The organism is Geodermatophilus sp. SYSU D00965, from assembly GCF_054050075.1.
Genome location: NZ_JBJGYQ010000001.1, coordinates 291977 through 312210 on the forward strand (window position 1 = coordinate 291977; position 20234 = coordinate 312210).

The window sequence follows — 20234 nt, forward strand, 5'->3', positions numbered from 1 at the left end:
GCTCGACCCGACGTCCCGGACGGAGCAGGTCAGCGGTCACCGGCCCGGTGGCCAACCCGACGAGGAGACAGCCATGAGGACCAGCCGTAGGTCGCTGAGAGTGGCGGTGGCCGTGGCCGCCGCTGCCACGGCGCTGGCCGCGTGCAGCAGTCAGGGGGGTGCGCAGAACGAGGCCGCCCCCGGTGGTGGCGAGGACTTCACCATCGCGATGGTCACCCACGAGGCGCCCGGCGACACGTTCTGGGACAAGATCCGCGCCGGTGCCGAGGCGGCGGCCGCGAACCTCGGCATCACCCTGAACTACTCCAACAACCAGGACGCCGGTGAGCAGGCGACGCTGATCCAGAACGCCATCGACAGCGGGGTCGACGGCCTGGCCACCACGCTGCCCACGCCCGACGCGATCGGGCCGAACGTGCAGAAGGCGGTCGACGCGGGGATCCCCACGGTCGCGTTCAACGCGGGCATCAACGACTACAAGAACTACGGCGTCACGATGTACTTCGGGTCGGACGAGGACCTCGCCGGGCAGACCGTGGGCACCAAGATCACCCAGGAGAGCCCCGGCCACACGGTGTGCGTCATCCAGGAGCAGGGGCAGGTGCAGCTCGAGGCCCGCTGCGCCGGGGTGATCAAGACCAACCCCGACACCGAGATCCTCTACGTCAACGGCCGGGACCTGCCGGCGGTGCAGCAGACCATCGGCGCCAAGCTCCAGCAGGACGCCAACATCGCCAACGTCGTCACGCTCGGCGCGGACATCGCGCTGGCGGCGCAGCAGGCCAAGGCCGACTCGGGCAGCCAGGCCAACGTCGTCACCTTCGACCTGAACGCCGACGTCGCCGAGCAGATCGACAGCGGCGGCATCCTGTTCTCCGTCGACCAGCAGCCCTACGTGCAGGGCTACATGGCCGTGACCTCGCTGTGGCTGAACCTCACCAACGGCAACGACATCGGCGGTGGCGGCCCGGTGCTCACCGGCCCGTCGATCGTCGACTCGACCAACATCGGCCCGATCGTCGAGTACGCGAACAACAACACCCGGTAAGCCCACTCGGGGGAGCCGGGGGCGGACCCCGGCTCCCCCGGATCCTCCCCGCCTCCCTGGAGCAACCATGAGTTCATCCGTGGCGACCAAGCCCACGGTGCCGGCGGCCACCCCGCCGGGGCGCGCCGAACGATCCCTGGTCTCCCGCGTCCTCTCCCGGCCCGAGATCGGCGCGCTGGCCGCGGCGATCGTGATCTTCGCCTTCTTCTGGGCGGTCGCCCCGCCGTTCCGGACGCTCCCGGCGCTGGCGACGGTCCTCTACGCCTCCTCCACGATCGGCATCGTCGCCGTCGGTGTGGCGCTGCTGATGATCGGCGGCGAGTTCGACCTGTCCGCCGGTGTCACGGTGACCACGACGGCGCTCGCGTCGGCGATGATCTGCTACCAGTTCAGCCTGAACATGTGGGTCGGCGTCGTCGTCAGCCTGCTGATCGCGCTGGCGATCGGGTTCGTCAACGGCTACCTGGTGATGAGGACGGGGATCCCGAGCTTCCTCATCACCCTGTCCACGTTCTTCATCCTCCAGGGCATCAACCTCGGGGTCACCAAGCTGGTCACCGGGACGGTCGCCACCCCGAACACCAGCGCGCTGGACGGCTTCGGCGCCGCGAAGGCGGTCTTCGCCTCCGACATCCCGCTCGGCTTCATGACCGTCAAGGTCACCGTGCTCTGGTGGCTGGTGTTCGTCGTCATCGGCACCTGGCTGCTGCTGCGCACCCGCACCGGCAACTGGATCACCGCGGTCGGTGGCAACCAGGCCAGCGCCCGCGCGGTCGGCGTGCCGGTGCGCGCCACCAAGATCGGCCTGTTCATGGGCGTCTCGTTCCTGGCCTGGTTCCTCGGCATGCACCTGCTCTTCAACTTCAGCACCGTCCAGGCGGGCCTCGGCGTCGGCAACGAGTTCATCTACATCATCGCCTCGGTCGTCGGCGGCGCCCTGCTGACCGGCGGCTACGGCTCGGCGGTCGGCTCGGCGCTCGGCGCCTTCATCTTCGGGATGACCACCCAGGGGATCGTCTACGCCGGCTGGGACCCGAACTGGTTCCGGACCTTCCTCGGCGTGATGCTCCTGCTCGCCGTCCTGGTCAACCTCTACATCAAGAACTACGCCGCCCAGAGGAGATGACGACGTGACTGACACCATCGCCGAGCACGCCGCAGCCGACCTGCACAAGGGCGAGCCCCTCGTCGAGATGGAGGGCGTCGGCAAGACCTACGGCGCCATCCGCGCCCTGGAGGGCATCAACCTCAAGGTCAACGCCGGCGAGGTGGCCTGCGTGCTGGGGGACAACGGCGCCGGCAAGTCCACGCTCATCAAGATCATCTCCGGGCTGCACGCGCACAGCGAGGGCACGCTCCGGGTCGACGGCCAGGAGCGGCGCTTCGGCTCGCCCCGCGAGTCCCTCGACGCCGGGATCGCCACCGTCTACCAGGACCTCGCCGTCGTCGGCCTCATGGAGGTGTGGCGGAACTTCTTCCTCGGGTCGGAGATCCGCAAGGGCAAGTACCCGATGGCGCCGCTGGACATCAAGGCCATGCGGGAGATCGCCGATGCCGAGCTGCAGAAGATGGGCATCGTCGTCAAGGACATCAACCAGCCGATCGGCACGCTCTCCGGCGGCCAGCGGCAGTGCGTCGCCATCGCCCGCGCGGTGTACTTCGGTGCCCGGGTGCTGATCCTCGACGAGCCGACGGCGGCCCTCGGCGTCAAGCAGTCCGGGGTGGTGCTCAAGTACACCGCCGCGGCGCGCGACGCCGGCCTCGGGGTCGTCTTCATCACCCACAACCCGCACCACGCCTACCTGGTGGGCGACCACTTCATCATCCTCAAGCTCGGCCGCCGGGTGCTGGACAAGAAGCGCTCGGAGGTCACGCTGGAGGAGCTCACCACCGAGATGGCCGGCGGCCAGGAGCTCGCCGAGCTCTCCCACGAGCTCAAGCGCTGACGGACCCCCTGCCCCCGCGGCGCCCGTCCTCCCGCACCGGGAGGGCGGGCGCCGTCGTGTCCGGTCTGTCTGGCCCGGTACGCGGCGATCATGGAGTTGGCGCGGTGACACGCCGCGGTCGGCGCGCGTGTCGCTACCGCCGCTCCATGATCATCGTCCGGGGCCTGCGCGGCCCGACCACCTCGCTGACCGTCGGGAACCAAGGCGGACGTCTCGTGGGCGGTCGGGTCCAGATCTCCTCGATCGGGGAGCAGGGGGGGTCGGCCGCATCACGCTGAGTGGGGACGAGCCGATGAGGCCGTCCGCCGCGCGACCGCCGCTGCAGGTCACGCTCGTCGACCGACCGATCGCACGGCGGGAGGCGCAGGCTCCCCCTGGGTCGCGCGACGCGCCCACCTCTCCGGCATGCAGAGGCCCCGGCGCCCCACGGGAGAAGAACCCATGCTGCGCACCCCCGTCCGCACCCGTGCGCACGCAGTGGGACTCACGGCCCTCCTCGCTGCGTCCATCAGCGGGTGCGCCGGCGATGACGGCAGTTCCGGCGGCGTGGACGGCATCGTCGTGGAGGCCGCCCAGTACAGCTGGACGGCCGCGGTACTGACCAACGCCATCCTCGACGAGGTCGTCGCCGACCATCCTGAGCTGGGCATCGCCTCCTTGGAGACGACGCAACTCGACCCGGCCGCGGCCTGGTCCGGCGCGGAGCGCGGGGACATCGACCTGCTCACCGAGGTCGATCTCCCCAATCAACAGGAGCTCGCACAGAGCGCCAGGGACCGGGTCGACATCGTGTCGGAGACGTATGGCAACGCCTCACAGGGCTGGTTCGTGCCCGCCTACGCGGTCCAGCCCGGCGGCCCGCTGAAAGGGCTGACCAGCGTCACCCAGCTCGACGACTACGCCGCCGAGCTCGGCCACGCGTTCTACGACGCCGACCCCGGCTACATCACCACCGAACAGAACGCCAAGCGGCTGGCGGGCTACGGCATCACCCGCCTGGAGCACGTCGTCTCCGGTGAGGCAGCCCAGCTCGCGCTGCTGGAGGACTTCTACCGCCGCAAGCAGCCGATGGTGCTGTACCTCTACCACCCGCACTGGGTGTTCGCGCAGTACGACCTGGTGCAGCTCGACGAGCCCAGGCCCTACACCGAGGGCTGCCTGACCACCGGCGACGGCGCCTGCGCGATGCCCTCGTACAGCGCGCACATCGCCGTGAGCAACGACCTGCAGGAGCAGGCCCCGCGGTTCGTCGACCTGCTGCGGGACCTGCGCATCTCCATCGAGGAGATGGAGGTGATGCAGAAGCAGGTCGACGTCGACGGCGAGGACGTCGAGGCCGTCGCACGGCAGTGGGTCGACGAGCACGCCGGCCAGATCGGCGAGTGGATCGGTTGACCGTGACGCCGGTGCAGCGAGGTCCCGAGGCCGACGGTGGTCCACGGGACCCCAGCAGGTGGCGCACCGCCTCGGCGCAGAGCCCACTCCCGCCCGCGGCGGGTCATGGGGTCCACGAAGCACCGCCGTCTGGCGACGGAGACGGTTGGCCCGGTCGGCTCGTCCACCTAGCGTTGAGGAGCCACGGCCGCCATGGGTCGGGCGGGGGTCGGTGGTGGCGATGACCCGGGTCAGCATGGCAGCGGCGCTCCGTGCGCTGCCGGTTGCCGTGGGTGCGGCCGCGGTCCTCGTGGCGGTCGTCCACACGGGCAACAGGGTGATCGCGCCTGATCAGGTCCGGTTGGTGCTCCCGTTCCTCGCGGTCGTGCTCGCCACTGTCGCCCTCTTCCTGGTGTGGTCCTCCCTCGGGCGCATGGCCACCCGGGTGGCGGGGCTCGGCGTGGTGAGCCCGTACTCGGCGCTGGCGGAGGCGGCCCGGCGGATCCAGGCGGGCTCCCTGGAGCAGGTACTGCCCGGACTGACCGGGGTGCTCGCCGCCGGCACCGCGGCGGACCGCGCCGTGATCTGGTTGGCCGTCGGTGACCGGCTGGTGGATGCCGCTCACCACCCGCCGGATGCAGGGGACCCGGTCAGCCCCCCGCGGAGCGTGGCCGGGCTCGCGGACCTGCTCGCAGAGCCGGACACCGACTGTCTCGTGCCGGTGCTCGACGGTGGGCTCCTCCGAGCCGCTCTCGTGATCACCAAGCCCGCTGCGATCACCGCCGCGGACCGTCGGCTCCTCGACGACGTCGCCAACGGAGCGGCGTTGCTGCTGCGGGTCGCCGCTCTCAACGCGGAGCTCAGCGACCGGGTCCGGCGGGCGGCGGAGCTCGCCGAGGAGCTGCGGGCCTCCCGTCGCCGGCTCGACTCAGCGCGGGAGGCGGAGCGGCGTCGGCTGACCGGCGAGCTCACCGGGGTGGTGGGGGACCGTCTGATCGAGCTGCGAGAAGGCCTCCAGCGGGCCCGTGCCGGATTGACCGGTGCACCCGCCGAGGTGGATCCGGTCCGGGACACGCTCGCCGACACGCGGATCCGGCTGGACGACCTGCTCGACCGGTTCCGCACGGTGGCCCGGGGCGTGTACCCGGCCGTGCTCCGCGACCAGGGGCCGGCCGCCGCGCTCCAGGAGGTGGCGGCCGACCTCCCTCGACCGGTCCAGCTCGTGGCGGACCCCGCACCGCGCCTGGCCTGGGAGCTGGAGTCCGGGCTCTACTACGTCGCCGCCTCGGCACTCCGCGCCCTGGCCGGTCGACCTGCCGAGCGGGAGGTCGCCCTGAAGCTGGAGCCGGCTCCCGGCCGCATCTGCCTGGTGGTCGAGGACCCCGTCCCTCCGGTGAGCGCCGTGCGTCTGGAGGCGCTGCTCGCCGAGGACGCCGACCGCCTCACCGCGCTCGGCGGCGCTGTGCTGATCACCGGGACGGACGAGGACGACGGGGAGGGCTCCTCGGTCGCCGGATCCGGGAACCACCCGATCGTCGTCCGGGCGTGGGTGCCCGACCAGGTGGAGCCCGTGGTGGAGAGCAGCTCGAGGCGGAGATCGTGGTCCAGTGACGGCCGAGCGCTCGGGAAGGCGGGTCGACGCCGCGTCGACGGTCGCGTTCGTCTGCTGTGCCCTGCTGTCAGCCGGCTGGCTCGTCCTCGGGCTGGTGGTGGCCGTGGTGCACCACTCACCGGGCCTCACCCGCTGGGTCGCCGCGGAGGCTGCCAGGGGCGACGACTGGGCCCTGGGCCTGCTCGCGGGGGGACCGCGGACCGAGCCCCTGTACCAACTGGTGCCGGACACGGCGTTCAGCGTGCTGGTGCTGGCCCTCGGGGCCGCTCTCCTGGTGTCCGGTGCCCACGACCCGGCACAGTCCCTGCTCGGGATCGCGTTGGCTGCGTCGGCGGCTGCCTTCAACCTGCAGTCGAGCGCGGCGTCACAGGCCCTCGCCACGGCCACGGAGCTCGACCGGGTGGACGCCGTTCCCCAGTTCGCGCTGCCGGTGGTCACCTGCGTCGCCTACGTGCTGGCCATGGCCTGGGCGCCCCGGGGCCGTCCGGCAGGACGCCCCGAACCGTGGGCGGTGGTGGCGGCCGTCGGCCTGGCGGTGGTCGCCGTATCTGCCGCCCTGCTGTACCCGGTGTCGGTCCGATGCGTGTTCCTGCTCGGACTCGCGCTGCCGCTCCTCGGGGTGGTCGGCGCGCGCCGGCGGTATCGCGCCTGCACGAGCGAGCGGTTGCGGGCGCCGGCGCGACTGCTGTTCGGCGTCCTGGTCGGGACGGTGGTGGCGGGGGCAGCGTTGGCCATCGTCACCGGGGTGCTGGTGGGGCTGGGGTTGCCGGGACTGCCCGTCATCGACCCGACGGCCGTGGGTGTGGGGGCGTCGTTTCCGTCCCTGCCACCGTTGGTGCTGTGGCTGTGGGCGGCGCACCTGTCCCTGCCCGTCCTTGCCGTGGCCGTGCTGTGGGCCGGCCGGGGGGCCGGTGCCGTGAGCGCCCAGCGGTGGTTCAGCCGCAGCCTGGTCGTCGTGCTGGTCTCAGCGGTGATCGGCTGCCTGTACGTGGTCGTCGATACGGTCGTGGGCAGGAGGGCTGCTCCGGTCCTCTCCGAGGGGGCGGCCGTCGCGGTGTGCGCCCTCGCCTTCCTCCCGGTGTTCCTGCTGGCCGCACGCGTGTCCGACACGTTGCTGTACGGCACCCGACCGGCGCCCTACGGCGTGCTGGCCGAGCTGGCGGCACGGCCGCGGACCGTCACCGGGGGCCTGCCCGACCTGGCCGGCATCGCCGAGGTGATCGGCCGGGGACTGGGCGCGACCACGTGCCGGCTGACGGTGCACCGGCCCGGGCTGCGCGACAAGACCTACCAGTGGGTCAGACCGGGGGAGGAGGAGGCCGGGACGTTGCTGGAGGTCCCCAGCCGGCACGGGGGGCGGGAGGTCGGGACGATCGCGATCGACCGGGCCGCTGTCGCCGGGGCGGACGACCAACGACAGGACCTGCTGGCGGCGATCGCGAACAGCCTCGGAGTCGTGTTGGAAGCCACGCGCGTCAGCATCGACCTGGAGCGACAGCTGCGTGCCGGGCTCGCGCATGCAGCCGAGATCGCCGACGCGCGTCGTCGAGCGGTGGCGGAGGCCGACAGCGAACGGCGGCGCATCGAGCGCGACCTGCACGACGGTGTCCAGCACCACCTGGTGTCGGTGAGCCTGGCACTCGGCCTGGCCGAGTTCGAGGTCGGAGCCGGACGGCTGGGAAAGGCACGCGCCCGGCTGGACCAGGTCCTCGAGCAGCTCGAGACCGCGGAGACGGTCCTCGCCCGTACCGCCGCGGGCCTCTCCGCTCCCGCTCTCGGCGAACGCGGTGCGCTCGCCGCCCTGGGTGCCGAGTTCGAGGGAGACCCGCACGTCCGGGTCGACAGCACCGGAGTGACGGTCCAGCGGTTCCCGCCGGAGGTCGAGGCCGCCGTCTACTTCTGCTGTCTCGAGGCGGTGAACAACGCCCGCAAGCACGCGCCGGGTGCTCCGGTCCGGTTGCAGCTGTCCACCGAGGAGGAGCGTCTGCACTTCACCGTCCGCGACGAGGGACCGGGATGGGAGGCGCAGGCCGGCTCCGCCACGCACAGCCGTGGCCTGCGCAACATGGCGGCCCGGATCGCGGCGGTCGGCGGACAGCTGGAAGTCCGGACCAGCCCCGGCAGGGGGACGGCGGTCGAGGGCTTGGTGCCTCTGGCCGGTCCCGCGCTCACCCGGCCGGCCGCCGTGGCGGTGAGGGACCCGGGGGGCGCGAGCACGTGAGCGGAGACACGTGCAGCACGGACCTCGACCAGCCCGGTGCCGGCCACTCCCGGAGTCGGCCAGCCAGCCGGTGCGGCGGGCGCGGACGGACGGCCCGGGTGCAGGGCCCGCCCGATCAGGGGGCGCTGGTGTGCCGCCCGGCCTGGGCGGTGAGCTCGGCGTCCAGCGCCTCGGGCGACCAGTCCTCCTGCAGGGCGCGCCAGACGAGCTCGGCCTGGGTCTCGGGGGCCAGGCCGCCGATCGGCTGGTCCCGGTCGAGGTTGGTCGGGAAGGCGTAGCCCTCGGCGGAGGTGGCCACGACGTTGTGCAGGGTGCGCTCCTCGATGCCGGCGGCCTTCTGCGCGAGCAGGACCGGGTGGAGCGCCCGCACCATCGCCGTCCGGTCGACGGTCTCCATCGCCCGGCCGAACGCGGAGGAGACCTGCAGCAGGTTGGCCATGCGGCGCACGTCGGCCGACCGGTTGGTGCCCGCGCCGTGGAACAGCGCCGGGTTGAAGAACGCGGCGTCGCCCTTCCGCAGCGGCAGCTGCACGAAGTGCTCGTCGAAGTAGGCGGTGAAGTCGGGCCGGTGGAAGGCGACGTAGCCGGGCGCGTACTTCTGCGAGTGCGGCAGGTACATCGTCGGCCCGGTCTCCACGGGCATGTCGCAGTGCGCCACCGCTCCCTGCAGGGTCAGGGCGGGGGAGAGCCGGTGCACGTGGGCCGGGAAGGCCCGGCTCTGCTCCTCGGACATGAAGCCCAGGTGGTAGTCGCGGTGGGCCACCTGCGACGTGCCGCCCGGGTTGACGACGTTGACCTGGCTGGTGACCTGGTAGCCCGGGCCCAGCCACGCCTCGGAGACCAGCGCGAGGACGTCGTTGGCGTAGTAGGCGGCGAAGGCGTCCGGGTCGCGGACGGCGAACTTGTCCAGCGCGCCCCAGACGCGGTCGTTGGCGCCGGGCTTGGCGAAGTGGTCCCCGCCGACGACGCCCGCGGCCTTCTGCTCGGCGATGAGCGCCTCGAAGACGGCGGTGGCCCGGTCGACGACGCCGGTGTCCGGGAAGGCGCCCGCGAACACGACGATCCCCGGCCCGTCGGCCAGTGCCCGGACCAGTTCGGCCTGCACCTCCCGGCGCCCCTCGGGGGTGGCGGTGGAGTCGCGCAGCCCGGGGCCGTAGACGAGCACGTTCTCCCGGACCTCGTCGGCGTGCGGGTACTCGGCCGGGTCGGTGGTCGTCTCGACGACCGCGCGGAAGTCCTCCAGGCGGCAGTCGGCCGCGGTGTACCAGCCGGGGGTGGGGGCGACGGTGGGCGCTGCTGTCATGGCCTCGTCCTCTCGGTCGACGTCTGTGCCGACCAGCGTGCGCGGCCCTCGACGGCACGGTCAACGCCGCCCACCCATCAGAAACCCCTCAGAACTCCTCCCACACGTCGGGGTGCTGGCCGTTGACCCGGGTGCCGTCGGCGAGCGTGGCGAAGCCGGCCAGGTCCTCGTCGGTGAGGGCGAAGCCGTAGACGTCGAGGTTCTCGACCAGGCGGGCGCGCGAGGACGCCTTCGGGAAGGTCACCAGTCCCTGCTGCACGTGCCAGCGCAGCACCACCTGCGCCGGCGTCCGGCCGTGCCGCTCGGCGATCCCGGTGACCACCGGGTGGCGCAGCAGCTCCCCGCCGTTGGCCAGCGGCGACCACGACTCGGTGACGATGCCGCGGCGGGCGTCGTCGGCCCGCTGCTCGACCTGCGGCTCCCGCGGGTGGCACTCGATCTGGTTGACCGCCGGCACGGTCGAGCTCGCCGCGGCCAGCCGGTCGAGGTGCGCGGGCAGGAAGTTGGAGACGCCGATCGCCCGGGTCAGCCCGGCGGCCAGCAGCTCCTCCATGGCCAGCCACGACTCGACGTAGCGGTCCAGCCGGGGCAGCGGCCAGTGGATGAGGTAGAGGTCGACGTACTCCAGCCCGAGCCGGTCCAGGCTGGCCCGCAGCGCCTCCTTCGCCGACTCGCGGCCCTGCTCGGAGCCGCGCAGCTTGGTGGAGACGAAGACCTCCTCGCGCGGCAGGCCGGAGTCGGCGATGCCCTGCCCGACGCCGCGCTCGTTCTCGTAGCTGGCCGCGGTGTCGACGAACCGGTAGCCGACCTCGAGCGCCTCGCGGACGATCCGCCGGGTCTCCTCGTCGGGGAGGCGGGCGGTCCCGAGCCCGAGCTGGGGGATCGGTACCCCGTTGTTCAGCGGGACGGTGGGGACGGCGCTCACGGGCATCCTCCCGGTAGGGGTCCGTTTTCCGGGTCACCCTCCCGCGGCGGACGGTCGCGGTCAACGTCGCGGATCCCTCAGGAACCCGTCACAATGCGGCGCGTGCCGCACCCCTATCCGATCCGCGAGATCGCCCGCCAGGCGGGGCTGTCGGAGGCGACCGTCGACCGCGTCCTCAACCGGCGGGGCGGCGTGCGGCAGAGCACGGTCGACGAGGTGCACCGGGCGATCGCCGACCTGCACCGGCAGCGCTCGCAGGTGCGGCTGACGGGGCGGACGTTCTTCCTCGACGTCGTCGTCGACGCGCCCGCCCGGTTCTCCTCCGCCGTCCGCGCGGCGCTCGAGTCGCAGCTGCCGCTGGTCCGCCCGGCGACCTTCCGGGCGCGGTTCCACCTCGCCGAGTCCCCGCCGGTGACCGAGCTCGCCGCCACCCTCGACGGCATCGCGCGGCGCGGCTCGCAGGGTGTGGTCCTCAAGGCGCCGGACTCGCCCGTGGTCGCCGCCGCCGTCGAGCGGCTGGCCGAGGCCGGGGTCCCCGTCGTCACGCTCGTCACCGACCTGCCGACCAGCCGCCGGGTCGCCTACGTCGGCCTGGACAACCGGGCCGCCGGCGCGACCGTGGCCTACCTGCTCGACCAGTGGCTCGGCGACGACGACGGCGCGGTGCTGGTCACCCGTGGCGACGGCTCGTTCCGCGGCGAGGACGAACGGGAGATGGGTTTCCGCGCGACGCTGCGGCAGCTGCGCCCCGGCCGCCGGCAGGTCGACCTGGTCGACGCGAGCGGGGACGACGAGGTGCTGCGCGGGCGAGTCCGCGACGCGCTGGCCGCCCACCCGGACGTCGCCGCCGTCTACTCGATGTACGCCTACGGCGGCAATGCCGCGACCGTGGCGGCCTTCGCCGACGCCGGCCGGAGCTGCCGGGCCTTCGTCGCCCACGACCTGGACGCCGAGAACCTCGAGCTGCTGCAGGCCGGCCGGCTCTCGGCGGTGCTGCACCACGACCTCGCGCTGGACCTGCGCCGGGCCTGCCACGTGGTCATGCAGGCCCACAGCGCGCTGCCGGGGACGCCGCGCTCCTGGCACTCCGGCGTCCAGGTCGTCACGCCGTACAACCTCCCCGCCGAGGTGCTCTCGGCCCGCTGACGGCGCTGACGGGTTCTTGAGGGGTCGGCGCCGTTGACCCGGGCTGCACCGGCGCACAGCCTGGAGCGGCACGGCCGCGCGGCGGCGGGCCGGGACGGGACCGAGGAGGACGTGATGGCGCTCGACGTCGGGGTCATCGGGGTCGGCACGATCGGCCAGGAGCACGTCCGCCGGCTGGACGGCGGCCCCGGCGGCAGCCGCGTGGTCGCCGTCGCCGACGCGGACGCCGAGCGCGCCGCCACCGTCGCCGGGTGGCTGGCCGGAGCGAAGGCCCTGCCGACCGGCGAGGAGCTGGTCGCCTCGGACGCGGTCGACGCCGTCGTCGTCACCTCCTGGGGGCCGACGCACGAGCCGTACGTGCTCGCGGCGGTCGCCGCCGGCAAGCCGGTGTTCTGCGAGAAGCCGCTGGCGCCCACGCAGGAGGCGTGCCGGCGGATCGTCGACGCCGAGGTCGCCGCCGGCCGCCGGCTGGTGCAGGTCGGCTTCAACCGGCGCTACGACCCGGCGCACCGGGCCCTCAAGCAGGCCGTGGACGGCGGCGCCATCGGTGCTCCGCTGATGGTCCACTGCGCGCACCGCAACGCCTCGGTGCCGCCGCACTACACCCGGGACATGTCCATCTCCGACACCGCCGTCCACGAGATCGACGAGCTGCGCTGGCTGCTGGGCACCGAGATCGCCGCCGTGCAGGTGCTCACCCCGCGGAAGAGCGGCCGGGGCGGCGAGCTGCAGGACCCGCTGCTGGTGCTGTTCGAGATGGCCGACGGCGTGCTCGTCGACGTCGAGGTGTCGGTCAACATCCACTACGGCTACGAGATCCGCTGCGAGGTCTCCGGGGAGACCGGCACCGTCGAGCTGGCCGACCCGGCGCCGGTGACCATCCGCCGCGAGGGCGCGGTCGCGGGGCTGGTCCCGGCCGACTGGCGGGAGCGCTTCGCGCTGTCCTACGACGTCGAGCTGCGCGAGTGGGTGGACGCAGTAGCTGCCGGGCGGCCGCCGCAGGGCCCCGGCGCCTGGGACGGCTTCGTCGCGCAGGCGGTCGCCGACGCGGCGCTGCGGTCCCTGCACACCGGGGCCCGCGTGCCGGTGGAGCTCCCCGAGCAGCCGGCCCTGTACCGGTGACCGCGGAAGCGGCCGGGCCCCTGCGGATCGGCGTCCTCGGGGCCGCCCGCATCGCCGAGCGGGCCATCGCCGTCCCCGCGCAGGTCACCGGTTCCCGGCTGGTCGCGGTCGCCGCGCGGGACCGCGCCCGGGCGGAGGCGTTCGCCCGCGCGCACGGCGTCGAGCGGGTGCTGGCCTCCTACGCCGACGTCCTCGCCGATCCGGAGGTCGAGGCGGTCTACAACCCGCTGCCCAACGCCCTGCACGGGCCGTGGAACCTGGCCGCGATCGCCGCCGGCAAGCACGTGCTGTCGGAGAAGCCGTTCGCCTCGGACGCCGCGGAGGCCGCCGAGGTCCGCGATGCCGCGCAGGCCGCGGGCGTCACGGTCGTGGAGGGCTTCCACCACCTCTACCACCCGGTGGTGCGCCGGCTGCTGGAGCTGGTGGACACCGGGGAGCTGGGCGACGTCGTCCGCGTCGAGGCGACCATCGCCATGCTCCCGCCGGACGACGGCGACCCGCGCTGGTCGTTCGAGCTCGCCGGCGGCGCGCTCATGGACCTGGGCTGCTACGGGCTGCACGCCGCCCGCGAGCTGGCGCCCTGGACCGGCGGCGAGCCGGAGCCGGTCGCCGCGCGGGCCGGGGAGCGCGCCGGTGCGCCGGGTGTCGACGAGTGGCTGGACGCCGACCTGCGCTTCCCGTCCGGCGCCACGGCCGCGGTGCGCTGCAGCATGGTGCACCCCGACCGGGACTTCTCGCTGCGGATCGTCGGCACCCGGGGCGAGGCGACCGCGCCGGCGTTCGTCGAGCCGAACCGCGACGACCGGGTGCTGGTGCGCACGCCGGCGGGTGAGCGCACCGAGCACCTGGGCACGCGGTCGTCCTACACGTTCCAGCTCGAGGCGTTCGCCGCCGCCGTCCGGAGTGGGACGCAGGTGCTCACCGGGCCGGACGACGCGGTCGCCACCATGACGCTGATCGACGAGTGCTACCGGCTCGCCGGCCTCCCGACCCGGCCCCGGACGAGGCTCGCGCCGCGGAGCTGAACCCGGCCGGCTCCTGCGCTCTCCGGGTCCCTCGGCAGAGCGGTTGGCCACGCCGCGGTGAAGCGCTTCAATCCCAGGGGTGTCAAGGGAGGGGAGGAGCGTGAGCGACTCGGAGCCGGCGCGACGACCGCGGCTGGCCGACGTCGCCGACGAGGCGGGCGTCTCGGCGGCGACGGCGTCCCTCGTGCTGCGCGGTGCGCCCGGGCCCAGCGGGGCCACGCGCGAGCGGGTCCTCGACGCGGCGGCCCGCCTCGGCTACCGGCCCGACCGGGCCGCGAGCCTCCTGGCCCGGCGGCGCAGCCGGCTGATCGGCGTGGTGATGGACGTCCGCAGCACCTTCCACGCCCAGCTGGTCGAGGACGTCCACGAGGCCGCCGAGGAGCACGGCTACGACCTGGTCCTCAGCACGGTCACCCGGACCCGCGACGAGCGGCGGGCGGTGGAGACGCTGCTCGACTCGCGGTGCGAGGCGCTGGTCCTGCTGGGCCCCGACGCGCCCGCCGCCCGGCTGAGCGCGCTGGCCCGCCAGCTGCCGGTGGTCGCCGTCGGCCGGCCGGTGGAGGCCGACGGCGTCGACGTCGTCCGGGCGGCGGACGACGAGGGCGTGGCGCTGGCCGTCGAGCACCTGGCCGGTCTCGGGCACCGCCGCATCGCCCACGTCGACGGCGGCCGCGGGCCCATCGCCGGCGCCCGGCGGCGGGGGTACGAGCGGGCGATGCACCGCTCGGGCCTCGGGGCGCACGTGCAGGTCGTGGGCGGGGACCCCGGAGAGGGGTCCGGCGCCCGTGCGGCGGGCGCGCTGTTCGGCCCGGCGGAGCACCCGACGGCCGTGGTGACCTACAACGACGCCTCGGCGGTGGGCCTGCTCGACGCCCTGCTGCGCGCCGGGGTCGACGTGCCGGGGGAGGTCTCCGTGGTCGGCTACGACGACAGCCCGCTGTCCCGGCTGGCGCACATCGACCTGACCACCGTCAGCCAGGACTCCGCCCAGCTGACCCGGCTCGCGGTGGCCGCGGTGGTCGAGCGGCTCGACGGCGGCCGCACCGAGCAGCGGGAGGTCGTCGTCCCGCCGCACCTGGTCGTCCGCGGGACGACGGGTCCGCCGGCTTCGTCCTGACGGAGTCTTGACGGTGACGCGGGTCACCCGTCACGCTGGCGTTTGAAGCGCTTCAAAGCGTCCGTGCGCCGGTACCGGCGCGCTCCTGGCCCCTCACGCGACCGCGGAGACCGACATGACCACCGCCCCCACCGCGATGGAGTACGACCCCTTCAGCCCGGAGTTCCAGGCAGACCCCTTCCCCGTGTACCGGTGGATGCAGGAGGAGGCGCCGGTCTTCCACAGCGAGAAGTGGAACTGGTGGGCGCTGTCCCGGTTCGAGGACGTGCGCGCCGCCGCGACCGACACCGACACGTTCCTCAGCTACGAGGGCATCGACATCGACGACACGGCCAAGGACCAGAGCGGCCCGGGCTTCCTCCCCGACGTCGACAACCCGCGCCACGACCAGGTGCGCCGGGTGGTGCAGCCGCACTTCCTGCCGCGCCGCATCGCCGGCAAGGAGGACGCGATCCGCGCCGTCGTCCGAGGCCTGGTCGACCGCTGGCGCGACCGCGGGCACGTCGACCTCGCCCAGGAGCTGGCCTGGCCGATGCCCAACGAGGTCTTCTTCACCGTCCTCGGCCTGCCCAGCGCGCAGGAGGAGGGCCGCGCCCAGCTGGACCGCTGGGTGCACGAGCTCAAGGACCGCCGTCCCGACGACCCCAGCCTGACCCCGGTCGCCAAGGCCGCCACCGAGGGCATCCGCGACTACTTCATCGACCTGCTCGAGGACCGCCGGCGCAACCCGCGGGAGGACGTCGTCAGCGCGCTGGTGCAGGCCGAGATCGACGGCGTGCCCTTCGCCGACGAGCACCTCACCCCGGCCTCGGAGATCCTCGGCCTGATGATGGTGCTCTTCCTGGGTGGGGTGGAGAGCACCGCAGGGCTGGCCGGCTCGCTGTTCAAGCTGCTCGCCGAGAACCCCGACCAGCGCGAGCTGCTCCGGCAGGACCCCTCGCTGATCCCCACCGCGGTCGAGGAGACGATCCGCCACTCCAGCCCGCTGCAGCTGGTGGGGCGGACGACCTCGCGCGAGGTCACCCTGCACGGCGTGACCATCCCCGCCGGCGGACGGGTCGTGCTGGTCTACGGCGCGGCCAACCGCGACCCCCGCCAGTACGCCGACCCGGAGCGGTTCGACGTCACCCGCGGCAAGGTCCGGCACATGGGCTTCGGCGAGGGCAAGCACGGCTGCCTCGGTGCGCCGCTGGCCCGACTGGAGGCCCGGATCGCCCTGGAGGAGGCGCTGCCGGTGCTCGGCGACTACACGCTCGCCGGCCCGCCGGTCCGGTACAAGACGACGCCCAACATGTACGTCTGGGACTCCCTGCCGCTGTCGTTCCCGGTCGGGGGCGGCGCGCGGTGAGCGGAGCCGCCGAGGCCGTCCGGCACCGGGCGGCCTCGGACGGCGCGCGTCAGTGGTGGGCGCCCTGCCGGCCGAGGGTCTCCACCGGCGTCGCGCCCGGACGGGTCCACTGCGGCGTCGGACGGCTGGTCGGGCCCCAGGTGGAGTTCCCGTCCGCGTCCGTGCGCCAGTACCAGCACGCGTCGCGCCCCTCGGGCCAGCCCTCGGGGTCGTCCTCCCACGCCTCGCCGCGGCCGTAGGGCGTCATGTCGAGCAGGCCGAGGGAGCCGTCGGCCGGCTCGTTGCCGCGGCCGGTCGTGGAGTAGGTGAGGAACACGCGGTCGCCGTCGCGCAGGTAGCACACGATGTGCCCCTCGTCCGTGGCGATCGACGCCTCCACGCCGCGCACCGAGTACCAGGGCTGGGTGTAGCCCATGAACGCGACGTAGTCGGCCACCTCGTCCCACCGGCCCGAGGTCAGGACGGCGAAGGACACGCCGCGGGCGTTCAGGTAGACGGGGTCCCTCATCTGCCAGGCGTTGAAGGTGCAGCCCTCGCACTGCCCCTGGGGCGGCGCGCCGTCGTACCACATGGAGTGGTAGACGACGAGCTCGTCGCGGCCCCGGAACAGGTCGCGGAACGGGACCGGGCCGTCGGGTCCGACGACCTCGGCCGTCCCGTCGACCTCCACCATCGGCAGCCGGCGGCGCGCCGCGGCGAGGGCGTCGCCCGCGCGGGTGTGGGCCTTCTCGCGGACCAGCAGCTCGTCCCGGGCGGCCTGCCAGGTGGCCCGGTCGACGACGGGTGGGCGGCCGGGCAGCGTGGTGGTCCGGTCCTGCGGCGTGGTCGTCATGGCGTCCTCCTCGGTGTCCCGTGCCGGGGGTCTCCCGGGCCGGGGGCGGTCGGGCGGTCACCAGGAGCGACTCCTGATCCGGCCGGAACTCATCGCGGCAGGAGGGGCTCCGTCAGCCCGGCGGAGCGGTGCTGCTGCGGACGACCAGCCGGGGCGGTACGACCAGCTCGCGCTGCTCGGCTGGGACCCCGTCGAGCCGGTCGATGGCCCGCCGCACGGCCAGCGTGCTCAGCTGCTCGACGTCCTGGGCCACCGAGGTGAGGTCGACCGAGGAGAGCCGGGCGATCCGGCTGTCGTCGTAGCCCACGACGCTCACGTCGCCGGGCACGGTGCGGCCCGCCCGGCGCAGGACGTCGAGCAGGCCGAGCGCGCAGCGGTCGTTGAAGGCCGCGACGGCGCCGGGCAGCGAACCGGACAGCAGCGTGCGCGCGGCGGCGGCGCCGTCCTCCTCGGTCAGCCCGCCGGGCACGACCCGGGGCTCGAGGCCGTGCCGGCGCGCCGCCTCGCGGTACCCCCGGCGCCGCTCGGCGGCGCCGGGAGCCCGCCCGCCGTCGACGTGGACGACGTCGCGGTGGCCGAGCGCGACCAGGTGGTCCACCGCCAGGTGGGCACCCTCGTCGTCGGCGGTCCGGACGACGTCGACCGCGGCGGACCGGACCGAGCGGGCGACGACCACCACGGGCAGGCGGTCCGCGAGGTCGGTGAGCTGTGCGGTGGGCGAGGAGGGGCCGAGCAGCACCAGCGCCTCGCAGCGGTCCCGCAGCAGGCTCTCGACGGCCCGCTGCTCGCCGCGGCCCGGCGTGACGGCGCTGAGCGCCAGCTCGTAGCCGACCCGCTCGGCGGCGTCGTAGAGCCCGGTCAGCAGGTCGCCGTGGAACGCGTGCTGCACCCCGAAGACGACACCGATCAGCCGGCTGCGGGAGCTGCGCAGCAGCCGGGCGCGGGTGTCGGGGCGGTAGCCGATCTCGTCGGCGGCGCGCCGCACCCGGTCCCGGGTCGCGGTGCTCGCGCCGGGGGCGTCGCGCATCACGATGGACACGAGCGCGGTGGAGACCCCGGCGCGGGCCGCGACGTCGGCCAGGGTGGGCCGCCGGTCGGGGCTCGTCGGGGTCATGGCGGCGAGCGTAGCGCCGAGTCGCTAGAACGTTCTAGCGCCATCCCCTTGACGGGGGAGCGTGGCGCGCGCCACGCTGACAACGACCTAGAACGTTCTAGCGAGGAGTCGGGATGGCGAGCGAGACCGTGGGTGTGGCCCTCGTCGGGTCGGGGCGGATGGGCGCCTTCCACGCGCAGACGCTGGCGCTGCGCCTGCCCGGCGCGCGGCTGGCCGCCGTGGCCGACCCCGCGCCGGGCGCGGCCGAGCGGCTGACCGGCGCGCTCGGGACGGGCCGGGCGTGCACCGACGTGGCGCAGCTCTGGGCCGATCCCGAGGTCGACGCCGTCGTCATCGCCGCACCGGCCCGGTCGCACGCCGACCTGGTCGTCGCCGCCGCGGCCGCGGGCAAGCACGTGTTCTGCGAGAAGCCGATGGCGGTCTCGCTGCCGGACGCCGACCGGGCGATCGACGCCGCGCGCGCCGCCGGCGTCGTCCTCCAGGTCGGGTTCAACCGCCGGTTCGCCGCCGACTGGCGGGCGGCCCGCGCCCTGCTCGACGCCGGCACGCTCGGCACCCCGCGGCAGCTGCGCTCGGTGACCCGCGACCCGGGCGGCTTCGACCCGTCGCGGGTGCTGCCGGACACGATCTTCCTCGAGACGCTGATCCACGACTTCGACACGCTGCGCTTCCTCAACCCGGGCGCGCAGGCCGTCGAGGTGTACGCGACCGCCGACGCGCTGGTCGAGCCGGGGTGGCGCGACCGCGGGCTGCTCGACACCGCCGTCGTCCAGGTGCGCTTCGACAACGGCGCCATGGCGGTCGCCGAGGCGTGCTTCGAGGCGGCCTACGGCTACGACGTCCGCGGCGAGGTGCTTGCCTCCGGCGGCATGGCCACCATGGGCGACGGCCGGCGCAGCGGGATGGTCTTCTCCGGCCCCGCCGGCCGGCTGGTCGAGACCGTCCGCAGCGACCAGGAGCTCTTCCCCGAGGGCTACACCGGCGAGCTCGCCGCGTTCGTCGACGCCGTCCGCACCGGGAGCCCGGCCCCCGTCACCGGCGAGGACGCCCGGGCGGCCCTGGCCATCGCCCTCGCCGCGGCGGAGTCGGTGCGCGCCGGCCGCCCGGTGCGCCTCGAGGAGGTCGAGAAGTGACCCATCGGCTGGCCGCCTCGGCCGAGATGCTCTTCCTGGACCTGCCGTTCACCGAGCGGGTGCGGCGCATCGCCGACGCCGGCCTCGAGGTCGAGATCTGGGACTGGACGACCAAGGACGTCGACGAGCTGGTGGCCACCGGTGCGACGTTCTCCTCGATGACCGGCTACGTCACCGGCACGCTGGCCGACGCGGACGGCGCCGAGGAGCTGCTGGAGACCGCGGAGCAGTCGCTGGCGGTCGCCGAGCGGCTGGACTGCCCGCGGCTCAACGTGCACGGCACCGGGCTGGACGGCCGGGGCCTGCCGGTGGTGCCGACCCAGCTCGTGACCCCGACGATGTGGCTGACCGCGGCGCGCACCCTGGAGCGGCTGGCGGCACTGGGGGAGCGGGCCGGGCGGGTCTTCACGCTGGAGAACCTCAACACCGCCGTCGACCACCCGGGCACGCCGTTCGCCCGCGCCGCCGACACGATCGCGCTGGTGGAGGCGGTCGGCAGCCCGCACCTGCGGCTCAACCTGGACCTCTACCACGCGCAGATCGGCGAGGGGGACCTCGTGCGGCTCGTCGAGCGGGCGCTGCCGCTGGTCGGGGAGATCCAGGTGGCCGACGTCCCGGGCCGGTGCGAGCCGGGCACGGGGGAGATCCACCACCCCGCGATCGCCGCCGCCCTCGGCCGGCTCGGCTACACCGGCGTGGTCGCCCTGGAGGGCTGGGCGTCCGGCGACCCGGCGGTGGCCCTCGACCGGTTCCGCACCGCCTACACCCTGCCCGGCTGACCGGGGCGGGTCCTCGTCATCGCGATCATGGCGTCGTGACCGCCGGCCGGGACCTCGGCGTGGTCAGGGCGCCATGATCACCGCGGGCACCTCGGACCCGACGCAGACCGGCGCCGGCGGAGACACGTCTCGCCGGCGCCGGCCGCTCGTGAGGCCTCCCTGCAGGGTCCCGCCGCGAGCTCGCGAGTG

The 20234-nt window shown here is 74.1% G+C and carries 15 protein-coding genes and 1 pseudogene; 12 read left to right on the forward strand and 4 right to left on the reverse strand.

Features of this window, described 5'->3' with window-relative positions; genetic code table 11:
- Positions 1-73 precede the first annotated feature (73 nt).
- The 5 genes from ACI789_RS01390 (at position 74) to ACI789_RS01410 (ending at position 8201) form a co-directional block, all read left to right on the forward strand.
- Positions 74-1048 (forward strand): substrate-binding domain-containing protein, encoded by a 975-nt coding sequence (locus ACI789_RS01390; protein ID WP_457006353.1) that lies wholly within the window; start codon positions 74-76, stop codon positions 1046-1048.
- A gap of 67 nt (positions 1049-1115) precedes the next feature.
- Positions 1116-2174 carry an ABC transporter permease gene (locus tag ACI789_RS01395; protein ID WP_457006354.1) on the forward strand — a complete coding sequence of 353 codons (1059 nt, stop codon included), beginning with the start codon at positions 1116-1118 and terminating at the stop codon, positions 2172-2174.
- A gap of 4 nt (positions 2175-2178) precedes the next feature.
- Positions 2179-2994: an ATP-binding cassette domain-containing protein gene (locus tag ACI789_RS01400; protein WP_457006355.1), complete on the forward strand. Its 816-nt coding sequence runs from the start codon at positions 2179-2181 to the stop codon at positions 2992-2994.
- Between the two features lie 546 nt (positions 2995-3540).
- Positions 3541-4389 (forward strand): glycine betaine ABC transporter substrate-binding protein, encoded by an 849-nt coding sequence (locus tag ACI789_RS01405; protein WP_457006356.1) that lies wholly within the window; start codon positions 3541-3543, stop codon positions 4387-4389.
- A gap of 1586 nt (positions 4390-5975) precedes the next feature.
- Entirely contained in the window at positions 5976-8201 is a 2226-nt protein-coding gene (locus ACI789_RS01410) for a sensor histidine kinase (RefSeq protein ID WP_457006357.1), read from the forward strand.
- A gap of 115 nt (positions 8202-8316) precedes the next feature.
- Here ACI789_RS01410 and ACI789_RS01415 read toward each other — a convergent pair whose 3' ends face one another.
- Both ACI789_RS01415 and ACI789_RS01420 read right to left on the reverse strand, forming a co-directional pair.
- The gene (locus ACI789_RS01415; protein WP_457006358.1) at positions 8317-9504 is read right to left on the reverse strand and encodes a phytanoyl-CoA dioxygenase family protein; all 1188 of its coding nucleotides are present in this window, start codon (positions 9502-9504) and stop codon (positions 8317-8319) included.
- 88 nt (positions 9505-9592) lie between these two features.
- Positions 9593-10429 (reverse strand): aldo/keto reductase, encoded by an 837-nt coding sequence (locus tag ACI789_RS01420; protein WP_457006359.1) that lies wholly within the window; start codon positions 10427-10429, stop codon positions 9593-9595.
- A 93-nt stretch (positions 10430-10522) separates the two neighbouring features.
- Between ACI789_RS01420 and ACI789_RS01425 the strand changes: the two genes are divergently transcribed.
- The 5 genes and pseudogenes from ACI789_RS01425 to ACI789_RS01445 all read left to right on the forward strand — a co-directional run.
- The gene (locus tag ACI789_RS01425) at positions 10523-11575 is read left to right on the forward strand and encodes a LacI family DNA-binding transcriptional regulator (protein WP_457006360.1); all 1053 of its coding nucleotides are present in this window, start codon (positions 10523-10525) and stop codon (positions 11573-11575) included.
- Positions 11576-11608: 33 nt separating this feature from the next.
- On the forward strand, positions 11609-12697 hold the full coding sequence (locus ACI789_RS01430) for a Gfo/Idh/MocA family protein (protein WP_457006361.1): 1089 nt from the start codon (positions 11609-11611) through the stop codon (positions 12695-12697).
- Positions 12694-13722 (forward strand): Gfo/Idh/MocA family protein, encoded by a 1029-nt coding sequence (locus ACI789_RS01435; RefSeq protein WP_457006362.1) that lies wholly within the window; start codon positions 12694-12696, stop codon positions 13720-13722. Before ACI789_RS01430 ends, ACI789_RS01435 begins: the two co-directional genes overlap by 4 nt.
- 100 nt (positions 13723-13822) lie before the next feature.
- Positions 13823-14839, forward strand: a complete 1017-nt coding sequence (locus tag ACI789_RS01440; RefSeq protein WP_457006363.1) for a LacI family DNA-binding transcriptional regulator — start codon at positions 13823-13825, stop codon at positions 14837-14839.
- Positions 14840-14954: 115 nt separating this feature from the next.
- Positions 14955-16225: pseudogene (locus ACI789_RS01445) on the forward strand (cytochrome P450); the annotation flags it as partial.
- A gap of 11 nt (positions 16226-16236) precedes the next feature.
- Here ACI789_RS01445 and ACI789_RS01450 read toward each other — a convergent pair.
- Positions 16237-17019, reverse strand: a complete 783-nt coding sequence (locus ACI789_RS01450) for a DUF899 family protein (protein WP_457006364.1) — start codon at positions 17017-17019, stop codon at positions 16237-16239.
- A 112-nt stretch (positions 17020-17131) separates the two neighbouring features.
- Positions 17132-18133, reverse strand: coding sequence for a LacI family DNA-binding transcriptional regulator (locus ACI789_RS01455; protein WP_457006365.1), 1002 nt, complete (start codon positions 18131-18133; stop codon positions 17132-17134).
- A gap of 113 nt (positions 18134-18246) precedes the next feature.
- Here ACI789_RS01455 and ACI789_RS01460 point away from each other — a divergent pair, with 113 nt between their 5' ends.
- Both ACI789_RS01460 and ACI789_RS01465 read left to right on the forward strand, forming a co-directional pair.
- A complete protein-coding gene (locus tag ACI789_RS01460; RefSeq protein ID WP_457006366.1) occupies positions 18247-19266 on the forward strand; it encodes a Gfo/Idh/MocA family oxidoreductase in 1020 nt (339 codons plus the stop codon).
- Positions 19263-20045, forward strand: coding sequence for a TIM barrel protein (locus ACI789_RS01465; protein WP_457006367.1), 783 nt, complete (start codon positions 19263-19265; stop codon positions 20043-20045). The genes ACI789_RS01460 and ACI789_RS01465 overlap by 4 nt, the downstream gene beginning before the upstream one ends.
- Positions 20046-20234 lie beyond the last annotated feature (189 nt).